This window comes from Paenibacillus sp. FSL H8-0175, assembly GCF_045040615.1.
Lineage (GTDB): Bacteria > Bacillota > Bacilli > Paenibacillales > Paenibacillaceae > Paenibacillus_AQ > Paenibacillus_AQ odorifer.
In genome coordinates this window covers 2814553-2837143 of record NZ_CP150299.1, presented here as the reverse complement: position 1 = coordinate 2837143, position 22591 = coordinate 2814553, and the positions used below count along the sequence as shown (strand labels likewise).

At 44.4% G+C, this 22591-nt stretch carries 18 protein-coding genes; 4 read left to right on the top strand and 14 right to left on the bottom strand.

Translation table 11 applies throughout. The features are described 5' to 3' along the window. Positions 1 to 78 precede the first annotated feature (78 nt). The gene (locus tag MHH46_RS12310) at positions 79 to 2994 is read left to right on the top strand and encodes a transglycosylase domain-containing protein (protein WP_076189866.1); all 2916 of its coding nucleotides are present in this window, start codon (positions 79 to 81) and stop codon (positions 2992 to 2994) included. Positions 2995 to 3077: 83 nt separating this feature from the next. Here MHH46_RS12310 and acsA read toward each other — a convergent pair whose 3' ends face one another. Continuing rightward, positions 3078 to 4802, bottom strand: coding sequence for an acetate--CoA ligase (gene acsA / locus MHH46_RS12305; protein WP_076189865.1), 1725 nt, complete (start codon positions 4800 to 4802; stop codon positions 3078 to 3080). 159 nt (positions 4803 to 4961) lie between these two features. Between acsA and MHH46_RS12300 the strand changes: the two genes are divergently transcribed. Then, positions 4962 to 5594, top strand: coding sequence for a GNAT family N-acetyltransferase (locus tag MHH46_RS12300; RefSeq protein ID WP_076189864.1), 633 nt, complete (start codon positions 4962 to 4964; stop codon positions 5592 to 5594). Positions 5595 to 5597: 3 nt separating this feature from the next. Here the strand turns inward: MHH46_RS12300 and MHH46_RS12295 are convergent, their stop codons facing one another. The 3 genes from MHH46_RS12295 to MHH46_RS12285 form a co-directional block, all read right to left on the bottom strand. Continuing rightward, on the bottom strand, positions 5598 to 6293 hold the full coding sequence (locus MHH46_RS12295; RefSeq protein WP_076189863.1) for a 5'-methylthioadenosine/adenosylhomocysteine nucleosidase: 696 nt from the start codon (positions 6291 to 6293) through the stop codon (positions 5598 to 5600). 92 nt (positions 6294 to 6385) lie between these two features. Further along, positions 6386 to 7396, bottom strand: coding sequence for a catabolite control protein A (ccpA, locus tag MHH46_RS12290; protein WP_036686140.1), 1011 nt, complete (start codon positions 7394 to 7396; stop codon positions 6386 to 6388). 252 nt (positions 7397 to 7648) lie between these two features. After that, positions 7649 to 8113 carry a hypothetical protein gene (locus MHH46_RS12285; protein WP_076189862.1) on the bottom strand — a complete coding sequence of 155 codons (465 nt, stop codon included), beginning with the start codon at positions 8111 to 8113 and terminating at the stop codon, positions 7649 to 7651. Positions 8114 to 8322: 209 nt separating this feature from the next. Here MHH46_RS12285 and MHH46_RS12280 point away from each other — a divergent pair, with 209 nt between their 5' ends. Further along, positions 8323 to 8847 carry a type 1 glutamine amidotransferase domain-containing protein gene (locus tag MHH46_RS12280; RefSeq protein ID WP_076189861.1) on the top strand — a complete coding sequence of 175 codons (525 nt, stop codon included), beginning with the start codon at positions 8323 to 8325 and terminating at the stop codon, positions 8845 to 8847. A 92-nt stretch (positions 8848 to 8939) separates the two neighbouring features. On the opposite strand, the gene MHH46_RS12275 is transcribed toward MHH46_RS12280, so the two are convergent. The 7 genes from MHH46_RS12275 to aroA form a co-directional block, all read right to left on the bottom strand. Next, positions 8940 to 10340: a DUF4179 domain-containing protein gene (locus MHH46_RS12275; RefSeq protein WP_076189860.1), complete on the bottom strand. Its 1401-nt coding sequence runs from the start codon at positions 10338 to 10340 to the stop codon at positions 8940 to 8942. Further along, on the bottom strand, positions 10333 to 10863 hold the full coding sequence (locus MHH46_RS12270; protein ID WP_094902125.1) for a sigma-70 family RNA polymerase sigma factor: 531 nt from the start codon (positions 10861 to 10863) through the stop codon (positions 10333 to 10335). The genes MHH46_RS12275 and MHH46_RS12270 overlap by 8 nt, the downstream gene beginning before the upstream one ends. A 180-nt stretch (positions 10864 to 11043) precedes the next feature. After that, a complete protein-coding gene (ptsP, locus tag MHH46_RS12265; RefSeq protein ID WP_036686134.1) occupies positions 11044 to 12813 on the bottom strand; it encodes a phosphoenolpyruvate--protein phosphotransferase in 1770 nt (589 codons plus the stop codon). Beyond that, entirely contained in the window at positions 12810 to 14696 is a 1887-nt protein-coding gene (locus tag MHH46_RS12260) for a glucose PTS transporter subunit IIA (RefSeq protein ID WP_036686132.1), read from the bottom strand. Before MHH46_RS12260 ends, ptsP begins: the two co-directional genes overlap by 4 nt. Before the next feature lie 1212 nt (positions 14697 to 15908). Continuing rightward, entirely contained in the window at positions 15909 to 16577 is a 669-nt protein-coding gene (locus MHH46_RS12255) for a hypothetical protein (RefSeq protein ID WP_076129120.1), read from the bottom strand. Between the two features lie 684 nt (positions 16578 to 17261). Next, a complete protein-coding gene (locus MHH46_RS12250; RefSeq protein ID WP_076129119.1) occupies positions 17262 to 17696 on the bottom strand; it encodes a CoA-binding protein in 435 nt (144 codons plus the stop codon). 75 nt (positions 17697 to 17771) lie between these two features. Continuing rightward, positions 17772 to 19064, bottom strand: coding sequence for a 3-phosphoshikimate 1-carboxyvinyltransferase (aroA, locus tag MHH46_RS12245; protein WP_076129118.1), 1293 nt, complete (start codon positions 19062 to 19064; stop codon positions 17772 to 17774). Between the two features lie 110 nt (positions 19065 to 19174). Here aroA and MHH46_RS12240 point away from each other — a divergent pair, with 110 nt between their 5' ends. After that, positions 19175 to 19480 (top strand): rhodanese-like domain-containing protein, encoded by a 306-nt coding sequence (locus MHH46_RS12240; RefSeq protein WP_076129117.1) that lies wholly within the window; start codon positions 19175 to 19177, stop codon positions 19478 to 19480. A gap of 4 nt (positions 19481 to 19484) precedes the next feature. Here the strand turns inward: MHH46_RS12240 and MHH46_RS12235 are convergent, their stop codons facing one another. From MHH46_RS12235 to MHH46_RS12225, 3 genes are all read right to left on the bottom strand, one after another. Continuing rightward, on the bottom strand, positions 19485 to 20033 hold the full coding sequence (locus tag MHH46_RS12235) for a shikimate kinase (protein WP_235219530.1): 549 nt from the start codon (positions 20031 to 20033) through the stop codon (positions 19485 to 19487). A gap of 144 nt (positions 20034 to 20177) precedes the next feature. Further along, complete coding sequence (gene gndA, locus MHH46_RS12230) at positions 20178 to 21593, bottom strand: NADP-dependent phosphogluconate dehydrogenase (protein WP_038570246.1); 1416 nt, start codon at positions 21591 to 21593, stop codon at positions 20178 to 20180. Between the two features lie 259 nt (positions 21594 to 21852). Then, a complete protein-coding gene (locus MHH46_RS12225; RefSeq protein WP_036686566.1) occupies positions 21853 to 22449 on the bottom strand; it encodes a hypothetical protein in 597 nt (198 codons plus the stop codon). Positions 22450 to 22591 lie beyond the last annotated feature (142 nt).

Genomic DNA, 22591 nt, shown 5'->3' with positions numbered 1-22591 from the left:
ATGAGAATCAGGTAGAAGCGCATTCAAAAACGCCAATTTATGCTATAATAATTCCGTTAAAAGGAGGAATTATCGTCGATGGCTCAAGAGAACAAGAAAAAAAACGCTAAGAAGCCTTCACCCCGCAGATCCGCCCTAAGCAGGTTCGGTTCTGTAGTTAAGTGGATGTTTATTCTTGGAATAATAGGCGTTCTATTTGCCGGTGGTGCTGTAGCAGGCTATGTCGCTTCCATTGTGAAGGATGAACCTGTTCGCTCCGAAGAAATGATTCAGCAGCAGGTCAGTCAAAATGCGATCACCGGATTCGCTTATTTCCGAGACGGCGCACCGATCGGCCAGCTTCGGACAGAAGAAGACCGAAGGCTCATTGAATTCAACGATATCCCCCAGCTTATTATCGATGCAGTTCTCGCTATAGAGGACAATAATTTTAATGAGCATAATGGCGTGGATTTCAAAGGCACCTTGCGTGCCGTCAAACAAAAGCTTCTCAATGAATCCGTTCAGACCGGAGGCAGTACACTCACCCAGCAGCTCGCAAGACGTGTATTCCTGAATCTGGATCGGACAGAAGATCGCAAAGTAAAAGAAATTCTACTTTCTCTTAGATTGGAACGCTTCTTGACCAAACAAGAAATATTAACGGCTTATCTGAATAAGGTTCCTTTCGGCAATGGCTCGAATGGCTACAATGTATTCGGAATTAAAGCAGCAGCCAAAGGGATATTCGGTCTAGACGATCTGGACAAATTGAATGTGGCTCAAGCAGCTTATTTGGCTGGTCTTCCGCAGCTCCCTTCCACTTATTCTGCATTTAATGGCATAGGTGAATTCAACGAAAAAGCTTTCAACAGAGCTATGGACCGTCAACATCTTGTACTTCGTCGTATGCTTGAAGAGAATAAGATTACTACCTCTCAATATGATGAAGCCCTTCAATTTGATATCAAGAGTTCTCTGGCGCCGCACACCAAAAAAGCCTATGCTACCTATCCATATCTGATGATGGAGACTGAGCGTAAAGCATCCGAGATCCTTCTATCATTGAATGAAGAGAAAAATGGCACAACGGATGCCAATAGCACTACTGACAATGCCGTGTTACTTGAGGAAGCAAGACAGCAGCTCATGACCGGCGGTTATCGAGTCTACACAACCATTGATAAAAAAGTTTACAATGCAATGCATAGTGTCTCAGAAGACAGCAATAATTTTACTAAAGACAGCAAAACCAAAGGTATGGAACAAACGGCTGGCATGTTAATCGACAACAAAAGCGGAGCCATTCTCGGCATGATTGAGGGTCGCGACTTCAATATTGAGCAGATGAATTATGCTACCCAAATGATCCGTCAGCCCGGATCGACTATGAAGCCAATTTCAGCTTATTTACCAGCCTTAGATGCAGGGCTGATTCAGCCTGCCGGGATTGTGGATGACGCGCCAATTATTCTAAAAGACGGCGGAAAAGGATTCCACATTCCTAAGAATGCCAACAATCGCTATCAAGGTCTGGTCACTGCCCGTTACGCACTTAACAAATCGCTCAACTTGCCTGCGCTTAAGCTGTTTAATGAAAAGGTCGGAATAGAGAAATCTTGGGCCTTTACTAAAAAGCTGGGGATCACCACCCTCACAGATGATGATTACAGCGCGCAGACTGGGGTTATAGGCGGTCTGAAATACGGAGTATCCGTAGAAGAGTTAACCAATGCCTATTCCGCTATCGGTAACCAAGGAGCTTTTAATGATGCCTACATGATTGAGAAAATCGTCAATTCAGAGGGCAAAATTATCTATCAGCACAAGGTTAATCCTGAGCAAGTATTCTCTAAGCAAACAGCTTACCTAATGACAGATATGCTGCGAACTGTAATTACAGAGGGTACAGCCAGCACCGTAAAAAGAGAATATAAACACTCTAAAGAAATTCCGATTGTCGGTAAGACTGGATCTACCCAGAATTATGGAGACGTATGGTTTATGGGCTACACTCCTGATGTCACACTGGGAATGTGGGTCGGCTACAAAGAGCAAATCAACACTCTTACGGGAGATACACAAAAACGTCAAGCCCAAACATTATGGGCAAAAGTGTTGAATGCTGTCATTGATAAGCAGCCGGAACTATTCGTCACAGACAAATTTGCACAACCTGAGGGAATTATCAAAAAGACAGTTTCCGCATATAGCGGCAAACTGCCAACATCCCTGACTGATAAATTCACAACGGATATATTTAATACAAAATATGTGCCAAAAGAGAGCGACGACGGGATTTCCAAAGCCAAATATATTACTTACAAAGGCGTCAATTATATCCCGTTGGAAGGCACTCCAGAGGAGTTCCTAAAGGAAAAAATCGTCGTTAAACGCGAGAAGCCGATACAGGAACTAGTCAAAGAACTCCTGGCTGCCTTCCCTAAGATGAAGGATCATAAATCACTGGAGTATTATATGCCAGCCGATGCCAAGACGGATTTCCCAACAGAAGTTGATCCACGTGTGGACGATGGGGCTTCCCCTGCTGCTCCCGGAAATGTTAACGTCTCTTATAGCACTGGTAAAGCGGTCATCAGCTTCTCCGCTAGCAGCTCGGCAGATGTTGTGGGATACCGCTTATATCGTTCATTAAACGGAGGTTCTTTCCAGAAGCAATCTATACTCATGGCAGATGAGAACAAGGTATTCACACCGGGTACACCTGCAAGTGCTAATGCAACCTTTTATGTAACAGCCGTGGATGTTGCAGGTAATGAGACGGCTTCTGGCAGCGTTGCTGGAGGGATTACACCAACACCCGAAGCAACTCCTACACCTGATCAACAACCTGGTACAGAGGCGCCTACAGAGCCTGAGACGACACCAGGAGACGTTATTGAGGATCCAGGTAACATTCTCCCGCTACTACCGACGGAAACACCAGCCGGCGGAGGTAACAGTACTGGAGGCAGTAATAATACCACAGCAGGTAATAATGCAGGGACACGTTAACCCAAAGATCATTAAATAATTTCACACAGCAAAACACCGTTCCCATGAATTCATCCGGGAACGGTGTTTTTTTACAATTCATTCTAATCCTCAATCGTGGATAGATCTCCTGTCGGTAGATGCAGCTCCCATGCCTTCAGTACACGCCGCATGATTTTACCTGATCGTGTCTTCGGAAGTTTATCCTTAAACTCGATTTCCCGCGGGGCAGCATGTGCAGACAGACCCGCTTTGACAAAAGCGGCGATCTCCTCTTTCAAGGCAGCAGTTGGAGTATAACCTTCTCTAAGCGAGATAAAAGCCTTAATAATCTCCCCCCGCACAAGATCCGGTTTGCCGATTACACCCGCTTCTGCCACTGCCGGATGCTCCACTAATTTGCTCTCCACTTCAAATGGACCAATACGCTCACCAGAAGAGTTGATGACATCATCAATTCGTCCCTGAAACCAGAAGTATCCTTCGTCATCCATATAAGCTGAATCGCCAGAAATGTACCAGCCAGGAATCCGGAAATATTCCTCATACTTCGTCTGATTGTTCCATATCGTTTTCATCATGGATGGCCATGGAGTTTTTATAGCAAGATTCCCCATAGAAAAAGGCGGGAGAACATTTCCCTGGTCATCCAGAATCGCTGCTTCAATCCCCGGTAACGGACGGCCCATCGAGCCTGGTTTGATATCCATTGACGGATAATTACAAATCAATTGTGCCCCTGTTTCAGTCATCCACCAAGTATCATGAATACGCTGATTGTAAAATTTATCTCCCCAACGTACTACTTCCGGATTTAACGGTTCACCAACCGATAGAACATGGCGCAAACTGCTTAAATCAATCCCCTGTAAAGAGTGCTCCCCTGCACCCATCAACATACGAAAAGCTGTAGGTGCGCTGTACCATACAGATACCTTATTCCGTTCGATTGTCTTATACCAATCCTGAGGACTAAAGCGGCCGCCTCTGACTACATTGGTCACCCCGTTTAACCAAGGGGCAAATATGCCGTATGAAGTTCCGGTCACCCAGCCAGGATCTGCCGTACACCAGTATATATCGTCTTGACGTAGATCTAGCACTACTCTACCTGTATAATAATGTTGAATCATTGCTCTATGCACATGATAAACGCCTTTTGGCTTACCTGTAGAACCAGAAGTATAATGCATAATAAGGCCATCGTCCAAATCAAGCCATTCTAAATTAAGATCAGCAGAAACGTTAGCCATCTCTTCTGCGAATCCTAAGTTTCCTTGCTCAATATCAGTTGCTCCACCTACTAGAAAAATATGACGCAGCTCAGGAAGCTCTTCTCGCGTGACCCGATGCAGCAATTCTGGCGTAGTTACTAGCGCAACAGCCCCACTATCCTCCAAACGATCCTTAACTGCTGTTTCCATAAAGGCTTCAAATAAGGGTCCTGCTATGGCTCCGATTTTGAGAATACCTAGCAGACTGAAATACAGTTCCGGTTGGCGAGGCATAAAAATAAATACCCTATCTCCTTTACCGATGCCATATTTACGCAATACATTTCCGAACCGGTTCGACCGCTCCTGTAGATCGGCAAATGTATAGGATTCTTCCCGTACAGTGTCACTGTAGAGTAGGGCCGTTGCCGCTCCCCGCCCTTCATCCACATGGCGATCAACGGCTTCATAGGCCATATTAACCTTGCCGGTTTCATACCATGAGAAATTACGTTCAACATCCTCCCACTCAAAATTGGCTACTGCCTCCGCATAATCAGACATATTGGAGCTCTGCACACGACCCGGCAAAATTTCGCTATGGACTTGACCCATCACTCTTGCCTCCCTCACTCGTTTGATTTAAGCTTTAAGGGTAAGACTCATGTTTTAAATAATGATGTCAATGCAATGAATGTGAATTTTTTATGTCTGAATTAGTATACCATAGCAAACGTTTACATACCATTTTTTTGATCTGAAAGGAGCACTGTCATGGAGCATCGCAAAATCCCTATTTCCCATACTCTCTCCTATATGGGTAGAACGATAACTGTGAGCGGACCCCGATCTCCCGAGGACCTTGAAGTCCTGCATATGCATCAGGACCTTGATGCTTTCCGCAGGCCATTAGAGCAACAAGAGGCGCTCGTAGAGATCGCCAGCTTGCCAGAGGGCCGTGTAATTACCGCAGTAGAGAATGACGTTATAGTAGGCTATGTGACCTTCCATTATCCAGATGAAATGGAGTTATGGTCACAGGGTGGTATGGAGGATCTTATTGAGCTTGGAGCGATAGAGGTGAGTAATGATTATAGAGGGGCCGGACTAGGCCGGCTGCTGGTTTCTACTGCTTTTGAGCGGGAGCAATTGGAGAATTGTATTGTTTTTACAACAGAGTATTACTGGCACTGGGATTTAAAAGGCAGTGGGCTGGACGTATGGGCCTATCGCCAGATGATGGAACGGCTGATGAAAACCGTAAATATGGTTTGGTATGCTACGGATGATCCAGAAATTTGTTCACATCCCGCTAACTGCCTAATGGTTCGCATTGGACAAGAGGTGCCCATGTCCTCCCAGGAGACCTTTGACAGAGTACGTTTTAGACAACGCTTCATGTATTGAGCATTAAATATGCTGCAGCATAAATTCTAATATGGAATGCGAGCGTTGTGAAGATTGTACTGTAAATTCCCTGAAATTCACCTCAGCTGATCCATCAGACTTATCTGACATGGAGCGAATGATGACAAAGGGCGTGGCGTTCATATGACAGACTTGGGCAACCGCCGCCCCTTCCATTTCCACACAAGCCCCCTCCATTTGCTCTCTTAATTCAGCTACAATCTCCGCATTAGAAATGAATTGATCACCAGATAACACCTTGCCTATCAAGTACTTTTGACCTAGCTCATTGCATGCCTTCTCAGCAAGCTGCACTAGCGCAGGGTCTGCCTGGAAGACGGAAGTCTCCTGATAAGGAATTTCGCCTCTTGCGAACCCAAGCCTCGTAGCATCCATGTCATGTTGTACACATGTAGATGATATAACAATATCTCCAATATTCAATTCAGGATGTACTGCTCCAGCAACCCCCGTAAACAGCACACGGGATACGCCAAAATTATCAATTAGAATCTGAGTCGTAACTGCTGCATTTACTTTACCCACGCCAGATTTACAGAGCACTACGGATTTTCCTAATATGTTTCCTATGTAATATTGTATACCTGCTTTAACTTTTGTCCGCTTGTCCTCCATACCCTCTAGAAGCAGCTTGATTTCTTCATCCATCGCTCCGATTAATCCGATGACTTCACTCACAGTAAATACCTCCTTTGAAGATTTATTTAGCAAATAAAAACATAAAAAGCTCCATAAGGAGCTTTTTACGGAATAACTGTTCAGTTCTTAAATTACTTATTTAGATGATTAACCGACAAGCGGAGAATCGTTTCATGAGGCAGGATAACCCGCGGATTCTCAACGGTTTCTTTCTTCATAAGCTTGGTCAAAAGTCTCATCGCAACTGCGCCCAAATCGTACATAGGCTGAGCTACGGTTGTCAGCAAAGGACGAACCATCGAAGCCATACGAATATTATCCACACTAATGATGGAGAAATCATCCGGTACCTTCAGACCTTCATCTTGAATACTGTGAATGGCACCAATAGCCATTTCATCCGTTGCCGCAAAAATAGCGGTTGGTTTCTTCTTGAGTCCAAGGAAATACTTCATTGCTTCTACACCAGATTCATAGCGGTAGTTACCGATGCGTACCAAATCCTCTTGGTACTCGATTCCTGCCTGTTCCAATGCTTTCTTGTAACCATGGAAACGTGCATATCCATTTGCAGGATCCTGCAGTGTGCCACTGATCATAGCGATCTCACGATGACCGTGACGAATCAATGTGTTCACAGCATCAAAAGCAGCGGTTTCATGATCGATGTCAACGGAAGGATAAGTTCCCTTCTCATCCCGTGTAGCACATAGAACAATCGGAACTGCAGAAGTCTGGAAAGCTTGAATATGTTCGTCAGTTACTGTACCCCCCATGAAGAGCAGACCATCGACCTGTTTCTCCAAAAGGGTATTAATGACACGAATTTCTTTCTCTTTACGCTTATCCGCGTTACACAATATGATATTGTAATGATACATGTTCGCGATATCTTCAATCCCGCGTGCAATTTCTGCAAAAATCGAGTTTGAAATATCAGGGATGACAACCCCAACGGTTGTCGTTTTCTTACTGGCAAGACCTCTTGCCACGGCATTGGGACGATATCCCAAACGTTCAATCGCTTCAAAAACTTTCTTCCGGGTCTGCGGTTTCACGTTAGGGTTATTATTCACAACCCGTGATACCGTAGCCATAGATACGCCTGCTTCTCGAGCTACATCGTAAATGGTTACCGTCAAATTACTCTCTCCATTGCGATAAATTTTATCGTTCGACTAATTAAAAATATGATACGACACTTTGTACATTTGTGCAATGATAACGCTTCATTTTCCTTTCAAAATTTCTTTCAAGGCTGAAAACGTCACCCTGGATTAAAATTGTGACCAGTGCTGGTTAACCTGTCCAAGAGCATCAATAATGTAACTTCTATCTATCGTAACAAAAAGTGAGTGAAAAATCCAACATTCCGTGAAAAATTTTCATTATTTTCACACAATTTTTTTATAATCTTCATTTTCAGCCATTTGGAAGGTTAATTGAGACAATCTTCGACTAGTTTCTTCCATCCAATGCTGGTCTGACAGCTTCTCAGCTAAACGATAGATATCGAGAAGCATATCGACTCGGCTCTGAATCCTCTCTCGGATTATCGTCTCTAGTTCTGATATTCCCCCTATTATAGTTTCTGACAAGGATTCTTTTAATACACTGGCCAATTCATTTCTCTCCGTAAACAAAAAATCTTTTCCCGGATCCTCTCCACTGAGTTCTTTTACTAATTTGCCTAGATCTGCTTTAATAAACTGCAAAGGTTCATAACTAGCGCATTCTGGGCAGGTGTAGACAGGAACATAAGTAATCTTCATCTTCGTATTAAAAATCAAAGAATGCATATGTAAGTTCATGAGGCCACCACAACTGCACAACTTCTCCATCAAATTATCTTTATACATCTTCTACACCTCTTGCACAAAATTAATAAAGCACAAAGTTTGACTTTTTCAACTTCTATATTCGACTCTACTCGATTAAAACCCTCCTTTATTGCATATAATGATTAAATTGGCAATTTGTCTATAATTTACATCCCTAAAGATGACTTCATATTTTAAATTTGATAGAATAATGAAAGAATCATGGGAATCGAAAGGAGCTTAACTAAATGAGACTAGCCGGTAAAAAGGTCATAGCACTCGTAGACGATGAATTTGAAGATTTGGAGCTCTGGTATCCCGTGTATCGGGTGAGAGAAGAAGGTGCCGAGGTTCACTTGGCAGGTCTGGAAAAAGATAAGACGTACATCGGTAAATATGGCGTACCTGCTAAAGCAGAATACTCCTGGGACGAGCTTAATGCCGCAGATTATGATGGGATTTTGGTTCCAGGCGGCTGGGCTCCTGATAAAATCCGTAGATACAGTGCCGTTCTAAAGCTCGTACAGGATTTTAATGCGGCTAAAAAACCGATTGGGCAGATCTGCCATGCAGGCTGGGTATTAATTTCCGCTAAAATTCTGGAAGGTGTAACCGTCACCTCCACGCCAGGCATCCGTGATGACATGGAGAATGCCGGAGCCATCTGGAAGGATGAAGCTGTGGTTACAGATGGACATATCATTTCTGCTCGCCGCCCGCCAGATCTTCCGCCATACGGGAAAGCCTTTTGCGATGCACTCGCTGGGGAATAAAACAGTAGGTATATAGTTTAAAATCAAACAAGCCCTGTTTCTCACAATTTGAGGAACAGGGCTTTTGATTTGAGGTTTTAAAATCCAGATGGTTATCTAATCCGCATGGAATCCGTCTCCATGATCATATTTGGATAATTTGTAAACCTAAAAGTCAAAGGTTGAGGCAGCTTTTTGTTGCCTACGTTAAGATAATAAGTTATTGTAGTTCCCTTAGCGTCCTCACGGTATTCTCTATATCTAGAATAACCCTCAGAATCATGTACAAGCCAATGTCCGCTTCCAGCGCTATCCACAAAATTATCGTCTATCCCAAAACCGGTTGCTTCATGCAACTCCTCAACTTTTTTGGGAATCAATAAATCCAATAATATAATCCCCTTCTCCTCATCCGCGGTCCGTTTAGAAATCGTGAGATAGTTATCCGGTGCCTTTAAAATCTGCTGTGTTTCCGTGTTAATCACTAGCTCGACCTCTGACTGATCTAGAGCAGAGATTCCCTCAACTTCAAGTTTGATTGGATCATCAGGTCTCATATTGTCATTGTGGTAAATATTCGAACCACTTGCCCACATTAGTTCCTCTTGATGATCCCCTTTTCCGAGGACAAGCTTAGGTGAAAGCAAACTGAAAATCCTCATCGTATTCTCTCTGCCAAAGGTTTGTCGCATATAAATACCCGTAGGCCCAATATAAACCTGGTCCATTATAATTTTCTGTCCGCCGATAGACAGACTATCCTTCAGATCAACGAGTTCTCCTTCAAAATAATTGTTATCAGCTTCCAGTGGAATTTTGACATCCATTTCTTTTATATCCTTGTTATTAAAAACTTGACCAAGAGCATCTGGAAAAAGCGATAGTGTGATATTCAACTCCTCTGGTATCTCATCCTGATATTTATCCCAGACGATTTGCTCATACATACGAGTCGTCCCAGGGGACCCAACCTCTTGTGCATTAGAAGTGCTAAACCCGCTGTATCCACTAAGGTGGTATTTATCCTCTGGAGTCTTTTTCAAAGACAAGCCAAAAAGCCGCATCTTCTGATCCGTATTGTTCTGGATTGTATAAAGCACAGCAATGCCTCTTCGGTCTGCAATGATTCCATTAACAGTCCATGTTATCCCGTCCACCTCAGGAGAAGAGATATTTACCTCCTTCATCATCCCCGCATCAAGTGCTGATTTAATCGTCAGATTATTAGCAATAACGGGTCTAAACACTTCAAGCTGACCCCAGCTTTTTGGAGGTAATTGCGCACGTACGGGATTTATCATCTGATTTGCCCAAGGCACAATTATAAGTAAGGCGAATGCCAAGACTACCAATACAACAACAGCGTACTTTTTTCTAAAAGACAAACGTGAACGGTTCCCTTGCTGCATCCCCTTGCGGATCGCGGTGTCCAGTTTTACATCCAGAATTTCTTCTGCCTCCGCATCGATTTTCTGAAAATAATCTTTAAGCAGCTTCTCTTCAGACTCAGCCATAAAATAGCTCCCCCTTCCGCTTCATTTTGTCACGCAGTTGTTTTAATCCTTTATTCAGCCATGTCTTCACTGTGCCCTCGGGTTTATCCAGCACCTCTGCAATCTCGGCAAGGGTCATATCCTTGTAATATTTGAGCACCAGCACTTGGCGATATTTGGGTTTCACTCCATCCAGCGCTTGTTCCATGTCCAGTCTGCGGTCACTTTTCATCTCCATGATCCCCTCATCACTTCGAGCAGCTTCTGCGACTGTATTCCTCTTTCGGCGCTTCAGCTCATCATTACAGCAATTAATCAAAATACGTGTTAACCATGGAGCGAAACGCTCCGCATCTTTTAAGCTTTTTCGTTTAATCCATGCACGGCAGGTGGCCTCCTGCAAAACTTCCAGCGAATCCGCTTCATTTCGCAAATAGCTGTAAGCAATGCTATAAAGTTTTCTTTTCTGTCCAGCCACTTGCTCATAAAACAGCTCTTCGTCCGTAGCAGCCATTTCCATTTCGTCATTTATAATGTGATCCATTTTCGGCCTGCCTCCCCCCTTGCCTTTATTCTTAAATCGGTTCTGTGTAACTCTCTCTATGTATTGACTGCGCCGCACGGCAAACGGTTTTGTTTTTTTTAAAAGTATGGCTTAAATAAAGAAAAAGGTTCGGCAAGAATGCCGAACCTTGATATGAATTGAATAAAAGTTACGGTAACTTTAGGATGAGGCTTTCTCCTGTAGTTCCCCGCTTGATCCAAGTGTAAGACCACTTTTTTGTGCAAACGCAGTTAACATTTCTTCCGTCTCTGAGCTTGTACGATGGTGGAAACACGCTTTGGCGATTCTTTTGGCATCCTTGGCCAGTGTGTTCAGTGTGCGGTGTTTAACCTTCAGCAGCGCCTGCGGCGACATGCTGAGATCTCTAATTCCCAGCTCCAGCCAAAGAGGCAAAGAACGCTCATCCGCCGCCATTTCACCACATACACTAATATCAATCTTGGCATTACGTGCCGCTTCTACCGTCATACGGATCATTCGCAGAACCGCTGGATGGTACGGATGATACATATGAGCAATTTGTTCATTCATACGGTCTACCGCTAACACATATTGAACCAAATCATTAGTGCCGATACTGAAAAAGTCAACTTCCTCAGCCAGTAAATCAGCAATCATAACCGCCGCCGGAACTTCAATCATAATACCCACAGGAAGATTCCGGTTAAAAGGGATATCTCGTTGCTCCAGCTCAGCTTTCACTTCTTCTAAAACAGCTTTTGCCGCCTGCACTTCCTCTACGGAAGAAATCATTGGAAACATTAACTTTACATTCCCGTATGCACTTGCCCGCAAAATGGCACTTAGCTGGGTTTTGAACATATCTAATCGGTCCAAGCTGATGCGAATCGCCCGATAACCAAGGAAAGGATTCTGCTCTTCAGGCAGCTGGATATAATCCAACTGCTTGTCCCCGCCAATATCCAGCGTACGAATCACTACAGTGTTATTGCCCACCTTCTCGACAACCTGTTTATACACTTCAAATTGTTCATCCTCAGTTGGAAAAGATCTGCGATCCATATAAAGAAACTCCGTGCGGAACAGGCCTACGCCTTCAGCTCCATACTTAAGCGCTATGTTGAGTTCTTTAACTGAACTGATATTGCCGGCAAGTCGCAGGTTCACACCATCCTTGGTAACAGCCTCCACGGTGGCGAGCAGTTCCAGTTGCTCTTTCTTTTTATGCTGTTTATCCCGAATCGCTACGTATTCATTTATCGTAAGTTCATCTGGATGGATTTGTACAGATCCGGTATCACCGTCGATCACAAGCATGTCCCCGGTCTGAATAGGATTAGACAGATTATTCTCCAAGCCTGCTACAAGAGGAATGCCTAGCGCACGAGCCATAATGGAGGAATGTGAGGTTTTACCGCCCATCATAGTGACAATACCTAGAACATAAGTTGGATTCAAGTGAGCTAGCTGGGAAGGAGACAACTCCTTCGCAACAAGAATATATGGCTGTGTATCCGATGGTAACGTAACCTCTGGAGCGCCTAAAAGATGTTTTAAAAGACGGTTTCCGACATCCTTGATATCCACCGCCCGCTCCTTCATGTACTCATCGTCTAGCAGATCAAACATCGCTACAAAATGATCAATCGCTTCTTTCACAGCTACTTCTGCCGCCTTGTACTGGCGCTCAATGATCCCGCGGATTTCACTCATGAACACAGGATCATCTAAGATCGCCAGATGAGCATCAAAAATACTCGATTCCTCCGGACCTACCACTTCTCTGAACTCTTTTTTGATGAATTCAATCTCGTCCTTAGAGGTACGGATACCTTCGTATAAACGCTCAAACTCCTTAGCTAGATCCACTGGGTTCACTTGTGTATCCGGTAAGCTCCATTCCCAGTTCGGCAAGACAAAGGCCTTCCCGATAGCTACACCTGCTGCTGCGCCTATGCCTTGTATCATCCTTCAATCCCTCCAACGTTACTTTCGTGTAAGACTACGGACATTACTGATGATTGCCCCTTTTTAACATTTTTAAATGGAGCATAGCTCCATGATTTGACTCGATCAGGATTCGTGATCACCATCGGTGTAGCCAATGAGGCCGCATGTTCACGCAAATAAGCGAGGTCGAATTTAACAAGCAATTGACCTGGCTCCACGCTGTCGCCTTCTTTTACAACCGCCTCAAAGGGTCCCTTGAGCTGTGAAGTGTCGATCCCTATATGCATGAGTACCTCTAACCCTTCCGGCGTCGAAATACCCACGGCATGCATTGTAGGATAGACGTGCATAACTTTCCCGAATACGGGTGAAGTAAGTTCCCCTTTTTCCGGCAAAAATGCAACACCATCGCCCACTAGCTTAGCCGCAAAAATGTGATCAGGCACTTCCTCAATGGGCATCATTCTACCCTGCATTGGCGAACTGAACAGCACCTGCGGTAAATCACGAAGCATAAGCTTATTAATCTCCTCGCGGATCAGTTCTGAATACGTGCCAAATACTACCTGGACATTTCCGCCGCCTAGCTTGATAATCCCAGCAGAACCTAAACCTTTAAGCGCTCCAGTATCTATATATCGGTCATTATGAACGGTAAGCCGCAGACGGGTGATACAGGACTGCACTTGTACAATATTCTCCTTGCCTCCAAGCGCCTCTAAGATCAGCGGTGCCTGATAAGGGATATTGCCGGCCCAATCCCCAAGCTCTGAACCTTCTTCACGCCCCGGTGTCGGGATTTGAAAACGGCGAATCGCCCAGCGAAATAAATTATAGTATACAATCCCGTAGCCGATACCAATCGGAATCAGCAGCCAAGCCCTCTGTGACAAATGCATGTTCAAGAAGAAATCGATGGCTCCAGCCGAATAGGAGAACCCGTGATGGATTCCCAGCATGTAAGTCAGCACCATAGCGAGACCGGACATTACAGTATGTACCGCGAATAAATACGGAGAAGCAAATAAAAATGCAAATTCGATCTGCTCCGAAACCCCGGTCAGAAAACAAACCAACGCCGCCCGCACAAAAGTCTTTTTAATCTTGGGCTTCAAATCCTCGCGCGCTTCCTGAATAATTGCAAAAGCAATGGCAGGCAGCGCAAACATCATAATCGGAAACAACCCCGCCATAAAAATCCCAGCCGTTGGATCGCCTGCAAAAAAACGCGGCAAATCACCCTGAACCACAGCACTGCCATCAGGAGTCGTAAAATTCCCAAATTGAAACCAAAACACATTATTAAGAATATGATGTAGTCCAAAAGCGGTCAGAACCCTATATAGGACCCCATAGATAAAAACACCAAACCCGCCCGTCTGCAATATTCCCTGAAAAAGATTATCCAGCCCAATCTGCAGCAGCGGAGATATTCCTAACATTACCCACGCGAACCCGGCAGAAAATAAGCCCATGAACAGCAAAACAAAACGCGACCCTCCAAAAAACTGGATCGCCTCTGGAAGCTTAATATTTTTAAACCGGTTTTGCGCGACACCGGCAACGATACCCAGCAAAATTCCGATTAGTGTTGCAGGTTGTACAAGCCCGTCTCCCATTTGGGTGACAATTCGGTCGTAAGTGAACATCCCAGCCAGTGCTGCAAGCCCCGCTGTTCCGGCTTGATTGGATAACCCCCATGCTACACCTACAGCGAACAAATAAGGCATATAATAAAATATTGCCTGCCCCGCGTAAGTAGCCACTTCAGACACCGAAGAAAGTCCCCATGCAGACCAAGGTAAGCTGCCCAAACTCAGCAAAATGGCTGCCGCCGGCAGTACCATGGTAGGAAGCATTATGGCTCTGCCCAATTGCTGCAATGATCCGAGCCAATTCAAGGCTACCCTCTCCTTTCTTTCTATATTGAATGGTAAGCGCTGCGGGGATTTTTGTCAAAAGAAACTCATGAGATCTTCACGTTACATTTTTAAAACAAATATTCTCACATTCCACTAAACATTTATTCATTAGTATCCATATAACGGCTGGTATTTAGGTGAGGCTATCGATACTACAGAGTTAGAATCGAGTTTAAGTGTACTTTGTGCAACTATTCCTATCGACGTTACTCTGAGCACCTTTTTAACTGCACTTCATACAACTATTTTTAGTGATTTTCCACTTCATCTAATCTTTGAGGCGTTTTAAGTGTACAAAGTGCAACTATTTCGCATTTAGATAGCTATTTCGACGATTTAGTTGTATAAAGTGCAATTATTCCCTTGCGCAGCTGTCCTATAGATGTCCCTAGCATACCTGGTCCGATCAGATCAGGTATGATTTGGTATGATTTGGTATGATTTAATCTGATTTGATTTGGTCTGGTCTGATCTCAGAGCATTCGCTTCATAACATCGAACTTTTCTCCCCCACTAACTAGCTCCAACACCCTAAACTCACAGTTAGGAATTCCACCTGAGTTTAAGTGTACTTTGTACAACTATTTATATCGGCGTTACTCTGAGCACCTTTTTAACTGCACTTCATACAACTATTTTTAGTGATTTCCCACTTCATCTAATCTTTGAGGCGTTTTAAGTGTACAAAGTACAACTATTTCGCATTTAGGTAGCTATTTCGGCAATTTAGTTGTATAAAGTGCAATTATTCCCTTGCGCAGCTATCCTATAGATGTCCCTAGCATACCTGGTCTGATCAGATCAGGTATGATTTGGTCTGATTTAATCTGATTTGATTTGATTTGATTTGGTCTGGTCTGGTCTGGTCTGGTCTGAACTGAACTGATCTCAGAGCATTCGCTTCATAACATCGAACTTTTCTCCCACACTAACTAGCTCTAACACCCTAAACTCACAGTTAGGAATTCCACCTGAGTTTAAGTGTACTTTGTACAACTATTTATATCGACGTTACTCTGAGCACCTTTTTAACTGCACTTCATACAACTATTTTTAGTGATTTTCCACTTAACCTAATCTTTGAGGTGTTTTAAGTGTACAAAGTACAACTATTTCCCATTTAGATAGCTATTTCGACGATTTAGTTGTATAAAGTGCAATTATTCCTTTGCGCAGCCTCTAAAGATCCTCTTACCACATTTGATCTGGTCTGAGAACCTTCACCTCATAATACCGAATTCTTTCTCCCTGATTAAACGGCTTTAACAACCCCTTCTCACTTAATGATTGCAGCAATCGACGCGCCGTACGGAAATTAATGCAGAAATGCATGGCCACATCCTTTGGACGTACCGGTCTCCCCAGACGCCAAGCGAAACGCAGAACCTCTTTTTCCTCAGATAAAATAGCTACGCTAGCAGATTTACGCGCCAAGTAAGGCGCCAGCACCAGTTGCAACAGCATCCGGCAGACCTCGGGACGTTGCTGGATATCATCAAAAGAAAAATGAATCATCCTCCAGCCCATCCCAGTCAAAAAAGTGTCCCGATTTACTGAATAGTTGAATTTCTCGCGGTCCATATCTTTCACATGGCTTTGATATCCATCACACTCGATCCCAAAGCTGCTGCCCGTCTGTGGAAGATAAGCAAAGTCCAGAAATTGTGATTTGCGATTCCAGTCATATACTTCGTATTCTGGATGCAAATCGTCTAGGGCCTCAAACATAGGCCACCATACATTCTGCAAAAATAGCTTTTCCGCAAAATTATGTCCTCTAACCAGCCTCCCTCTTCTTTCACCTGTTCTTGATTTCATATGCTGGTCGATAAACAAACCATGCGCTTCTTCAAACTCCATAACCTATAGCCTCCCCTACAAAATAAAAAAACGCCCTTCACCGCAAAAAGCGGTTAAAGGACGTTCTTCGTCTAATCTCATTATAACTAGCTCAACAGGCGATTTGCATTAGAAATCGCACCATGCGTTACACAATACCACTTATTTTGGCTAAACTTAATCATCTAAGTTTGCATTAGCCACAGCATCATAAATTTAAACCTAGTTAGTTTATTTCACCTTTGCTCGTTCTCGCCAGTTAGTTCGTTCTTCGCCAGTTTGCTCATTCTTCAACAGTTAGTTCGTTCATCACCAGCCCGTTCATTCTTCGCCAGCTAGTTCGTTCTTCACCAGTTTGCTCATTCTTCAACAGTTTGTTCGTTCTTCACCAGCTAGTTCGTTTATCACCAGCTAGTTCGTTTATCACCAACTAGTTCGTTTATCACCAGCTAGTTCGTTCTTCACCAGCTAGTTTGTTCTTCGCCAGTTTGTTCGCTCTTCACCAGCTAGTTCGTTTATCACCAGTTAGTTCGTTCTTCACCAGTTTGCTCATTCTTCACCAGCTAGTTCGTTCTTCACCAGTTAGTTCGTTCTTCGCCAGCTAGTTCGTTCTTCGTCATTTCCTTGTTACGTCCGTTGGTCAACGCTAACTATAATCACTACACATTTAACTCGGTGTTTAGTTTAACAGTTATATAACCGAACCTACTGCCGGCTACGACCATGCATTGTGATCGCTTCTTCGACCTTGATGCAGCGGTCCATAATGGCGATCATACCGTGCTCAGCGGCAATTTCAGCGGCTTCCGCGCTAACTATACCCTGCTGGAGCCACAGCACACGTGCGCCAATGTCAGCTGCCTCCTGCGCGACCTTTGCGCAGTGTTCGCTTCGACGGAATACATTGACGATGTCCACTCGATCTGGAATTTCAGCTAAAGTGTGATAACACTTTTCACCCAGGATCTCCCCGTCCACCGTTGGGTTAACGGGGATGATCCGATATCCCCGGCTTTGCATGGCGCCCGCGACCATATAAGAGGTACGATCTGTTTTGTCTGATAAGCCGACAACAGCAATGTTACCTGCGGAAGCAAGAATATCTCCGATCTGCTCCCGACTTGGATTCTCAAAGCTCATAAGTAGTGCCCCTTTCCATAATTACACTTAATGATCCTTGTTTAACTGAAGCTAGATACGCTAGCTCCCTTATTCCTATTGTACCCACTCCACATTCGCACCAAGCGCACGCAAGTGATCAAAATATTGCGGATAAGATTTTGCCACATGATGTGCATCCTTAATCAAAAGAGGTTGACGCGCACGCAAGCCTACTACGGATAGTGCCATAATTACGCGGTGATCATAATGCGCATTAATGGTGACTCCGCCTTCGACACCTTCGGGCATGCCGTGAACAATAATCTCATCGCGGCGTTCTTCTACCTTGGCTCCGGCACGGGTTAACTCTGCCAAGTAATCGGTAATGCGATCACATTCCTTATAGCGCAAATTCTCAACATTGTAGAATCGGGAGGTACCTTCTGCAAATACTGCAGCAGCCACCATGGCCAGTACCGCATCTGTTGCAGCATCTCCATCGAATTCAACAGCTTTTAGGATACCGTTCCCTTGGACATGTACTGTACCCTCTTCATGTGTAAGAGGAACTTCCATCATCCGCAGTACATCAACAATGGCTCTTTCACCTTGTTTACTTTGTTCTGCAAGACGGTGAATTTTCACATCCGACTTTGTAACTGCAGCCGCCGCAAGGATTGCCGCAGAGCCTGGGTAGTCACCTTGAACAGTATATGATTTAGCTGCATAAGCTTGACGACCTGGAACTTTAAAGGACATGTAATCATCCGCGGCGTGCACCACAATACCTGCCTGCTCCAACACTTCCAAGGTCTGGCCCACGACAACCTTCGATTTCAAATCATCGAGGACAATAATTTCACTATCTTCTTCAAGCAATGGTGTCAGAAACAGTAGAGCACTTAAGAACTGGGAGCTTACTGCACCAGAGACAGTAATTCTGCCTCCAACCGGTTTACCCCCACGGATCGTGATCGGCAGTTTCCCTTCATTATGCTCCACCTGAACACCTAGCTGTTCCAACGACACAATCAAGTCGTCATGCGGGCGTTTGCCCAATGAGTCTGGATACGTATTTACAAAAGTAACCTCAGGACTTAACGCGGCCACAGCCATAAGAAAACGCAGTACTGCTCCGGCATTTCCTACATTAAGTTCTTTAACGTCTTTTGGGTGACGTCCGAAGCCTTGAATCACAATCTTTTCCTCATCTTCTGTAAGCACAGCACCCAAATCTGCTATGCAGCGGCGGATCGCGTCGCTATCCTCACTATGTGCAGGATGATAAATCGTACTTACTCCTTCAGACAATGCCGCAACCAGCAGATAACGTGTCGTATAGTTTTTGGAAGAGAGGGCTCCAAATTCTCCTTGTAGAGATGGCGTTGGCCTAACAATAACGTCCATAATATAAACTCTCCTTAGTAGATGTAGTGGGTATGTAATGCTCGTTTGACAGGGTATTCTGTTCTTGTGTTATCATTAAACCATTCTTCTGATGAAAAGAGGTCAAACCCATGCATAATGTACCACAAATCACACCGCAAGAATTACGGCAGTGTATAGAGACAGGCGAAGACCTTGTACTCATCGATGTTCGCGAAGACGAAGAGGTGGCCTTTGGGATGATTCCCGGTGCACAACATATCCCTATGGGAGAAATTCCACACCGTACAGAGGATATTCCAAGCGATGCCAAAGTGATCTTCATTTGCCGTTCCGGTGCACGCAGCCAACGTGTCTGCGAATATCTACAGCAATTTGGTTATAACGCTACGAACCTTAGCGGCGGTATGATTGAATGGAATGAGACACTCTCTTAAAAGCTCAACCGCGGTAATGCATTAAAATATGTTGCGACACTTCTGCCGCAGTCAGTCCCGTTGTATCGACCGTGTAATGCGCGAATAGGTATGCATCCTGGCGATCTTCCATGATTCGTCTGACCCGTTCTTCTGCATTGCCGGCGAGCAGCGGACGATTCTCATCCCCGCTAACACGTGCAATAATCTCTTCCTCAGTTGCCGTTAGCGCAACTACATGCCCTTTACTCAGCATTAAGGCTGTATTTCCCGGCGCCAATACCGCGCCTCCACCAGTGGATATTAATTTATTCTCAGACTCTAGCATTTGCTTTAGAACCGCAGTTTCTACGCTTCGAAAGTATTCCTCACCATCTTCTGCGAAGATTTCTGCAATGCTTCTGCCTTCAGTCTCAATAATGACATGATCCAAATCAACCAGCTCATAGCCCAGCTCCTCGGCCAAAATAGCACCAACAGTTGACTTACCAGTCGCCATCATTCCTACTAAAATAATGTTTTTGTTCTTATCTTCCTGACTCATCGTTTTTAGTTCTTCTGTATCCCCAGCCATGACTATCCTCCAACCGCGATATTTGTCATATCATAACACAGGGTCAAAACATTAGACAATCCGCTTCTTCCAGTAAAAAAAGACCCGAAAGGCTCCCCATTTCTGGTGAAGCCGTCCGGGCCGCTTGTCATACCGTCAATTAGATTATTCCGCTGCCATCCAGTTGTGGTGGAAGACGCCTTCTTTGTCCACACGTTTGAAGGTGTGAGCGCCAAAGTAATCACGTTGAGCCTGAAGCAAGTTAGCAGGCAAACGTTCTGTACGGTAGCTGTCATAGTAAGCCAATGCGCTGGAGAATCCAGGAACTGGAACACCCAAAGTTACCGCAGAAGCAATGACTTTACGCCATGCAGATTGGTAATTGTCCATAACATTCTTGAAGAAAGGATCAAGAAGCAGATTCTTAAGCTCTGCATTGTTCTCATAAGCATCTGTGATATTTTGTAGGAAACGGGAACGGATAATGCAGCCGCCGCGCCAGATTTTAGCCAGCTCGCCATATTTCAGATCCCAACCATATTCGTCGGAAGCTACGCGAAGTTGAGCGAAACCTTGCGCGTAGGATACGATTTTGCTCGCGAACAATGCTTTACGCACGTTCTCGATGAATTCGGCTTTGTCACCTTCAAATGTTGTTGCTTCTGGTCCGTTAAGCACTTTGCTTGCTTCTACGCGCTCATCCTTCATAGCAGACAGGAAGCGGGAGAATACGGATTCGGTAATCATGGACAGAGGTACACCAAGATCTAGTGAGCTTTGGCTTGTCCATTTACCAGTACCCTTTTGGCCAGCGGAATCAAGGATAACGTCAACCATAGGTTTGCCGGTTTCTTCGTCATATTGAGCAAAGATATCAGTAGTGATCTCGATCAGGTAGCTGTCGAGCTCGCCGCTGTTCCACTCTTTGAAAATATTGTGAAGTTCTTTTGCATCCAGACCTAGAACATCTTTCAACAACTGATAAGCTTCGCAGATCAATTGCATATCACCATATTCGATACCGTTGTGCACCATTTTAACATAGTGTCCTGCACCGTCAGGTCCGATATATGTACAGCAAGGCTCTCCGTCAACTTTGGCTGAGATTGCCGTTAGGATAGGCTCTACAAGTTTATACGCACTTTCTTGACCACCTGGCATAATCGAAGGACCTTTAAGAGCACCTTCTTCACCACCGGAAACTCCAGTACCGATAAAACGGAAACCTTTTTCTTCCAGCTCTTTACTACGACGAACTGTATCAGGGAAGTAAGCATTCCCTCCGTCGATAATGATGTCGCCTTGATCAAGATGCGGCAGCAGTTGCTCGATGGTAGCATCAGTAGCTTTACCAGCTTGAACCATGATCAGAATTTTGCGCGGTGTTTCCAGCGAAGCTACAAATTCCTCAACGGAAAATGTGCCTACGAGGTTTTTACCTTCCGCTTCAGCAAGAAGATCATGTGTCTTCTCCGGGGAGCGGTTGAATACGGATACGGAAAAACCTTTGCTTTCGATATTTAGAGCCAAATTCTTGCCCATTACCGCCAAGCCAATAACGCCGATTTGTTGTTTTGCCATCTGGTCCTCCACCCTTTGCACCCTATATTTTTGTGAAATCCATTTCTCGCAGTATAAGAATACCACCCTTTATCAGAGACAGCAAAGCCTGCCCTGCGAATAGAGATCAATTTCATTGACAAATTCAGTCTAAGAAATGATCACAATGACTATTTTAACGTTTTTAACGTCAGAAGTGAACCCCTGTCTGCAAGTTCCAATACAAATATAAGACACCCCGATGAACGGGGTGCCTTGAAAGAACATTTGCGGCACTTGCTTACCATTCTAACATAAACAATTCCTTGGTCAAAAAGGCAAGCTCAGCTCGACATTTGTCCGCGCGAACCGTATCTCCAGCTTTTAGTGCATCATTTAACCGATCCAACTGTTCATCCACTTCAATTCTCCGCTGGCGAACCCGTTCTTCCCCTTCAATAGAATAAAAGAGTCTTGTCAGCTCCTCATCTGTGAGCATAGGTCCCTTCTGATATAACACACGCTGCTGATAACCAGAAATTTCAACTAGGCGAATCACTTCGCCAAACAAAATATTTTCAATAATAATCTGCCGATCCCGGAAACGTTTAACGATTGCATGCCCGCGCATATCCCCAATTAATTTCTCCATCCACTCTGACAAGCGAGCATCACGGATCATATAATCGCCCACAAGCTTATAGCCGTCTTTAATCCTTTGAAACCGCAATTTCACTAACTTACGACCCGTACGGACCGAAATCACAAAGACCTGTTCATTCTCGCTCCAATATAGGGAATAACCTTCTTGAATCAAATCCTTGATCAGGTCCTGGATATGCTGTCTGTCGAACCGCAGTTCCAGGTTACAATACTCCACCTCGTCGTTTTTGTTCACGGCACTCCCCCCTAACAGCTTCACATCTGTAAAGCCAACCTTCATTAGTTCAATTCCAGAGTAATCATGGCTGCCGGACCTCTTCTTGAGTTAACTTCCTTTTTGCGTTCGTCTTAATCTTATTTTATACTTCAGTTTATGT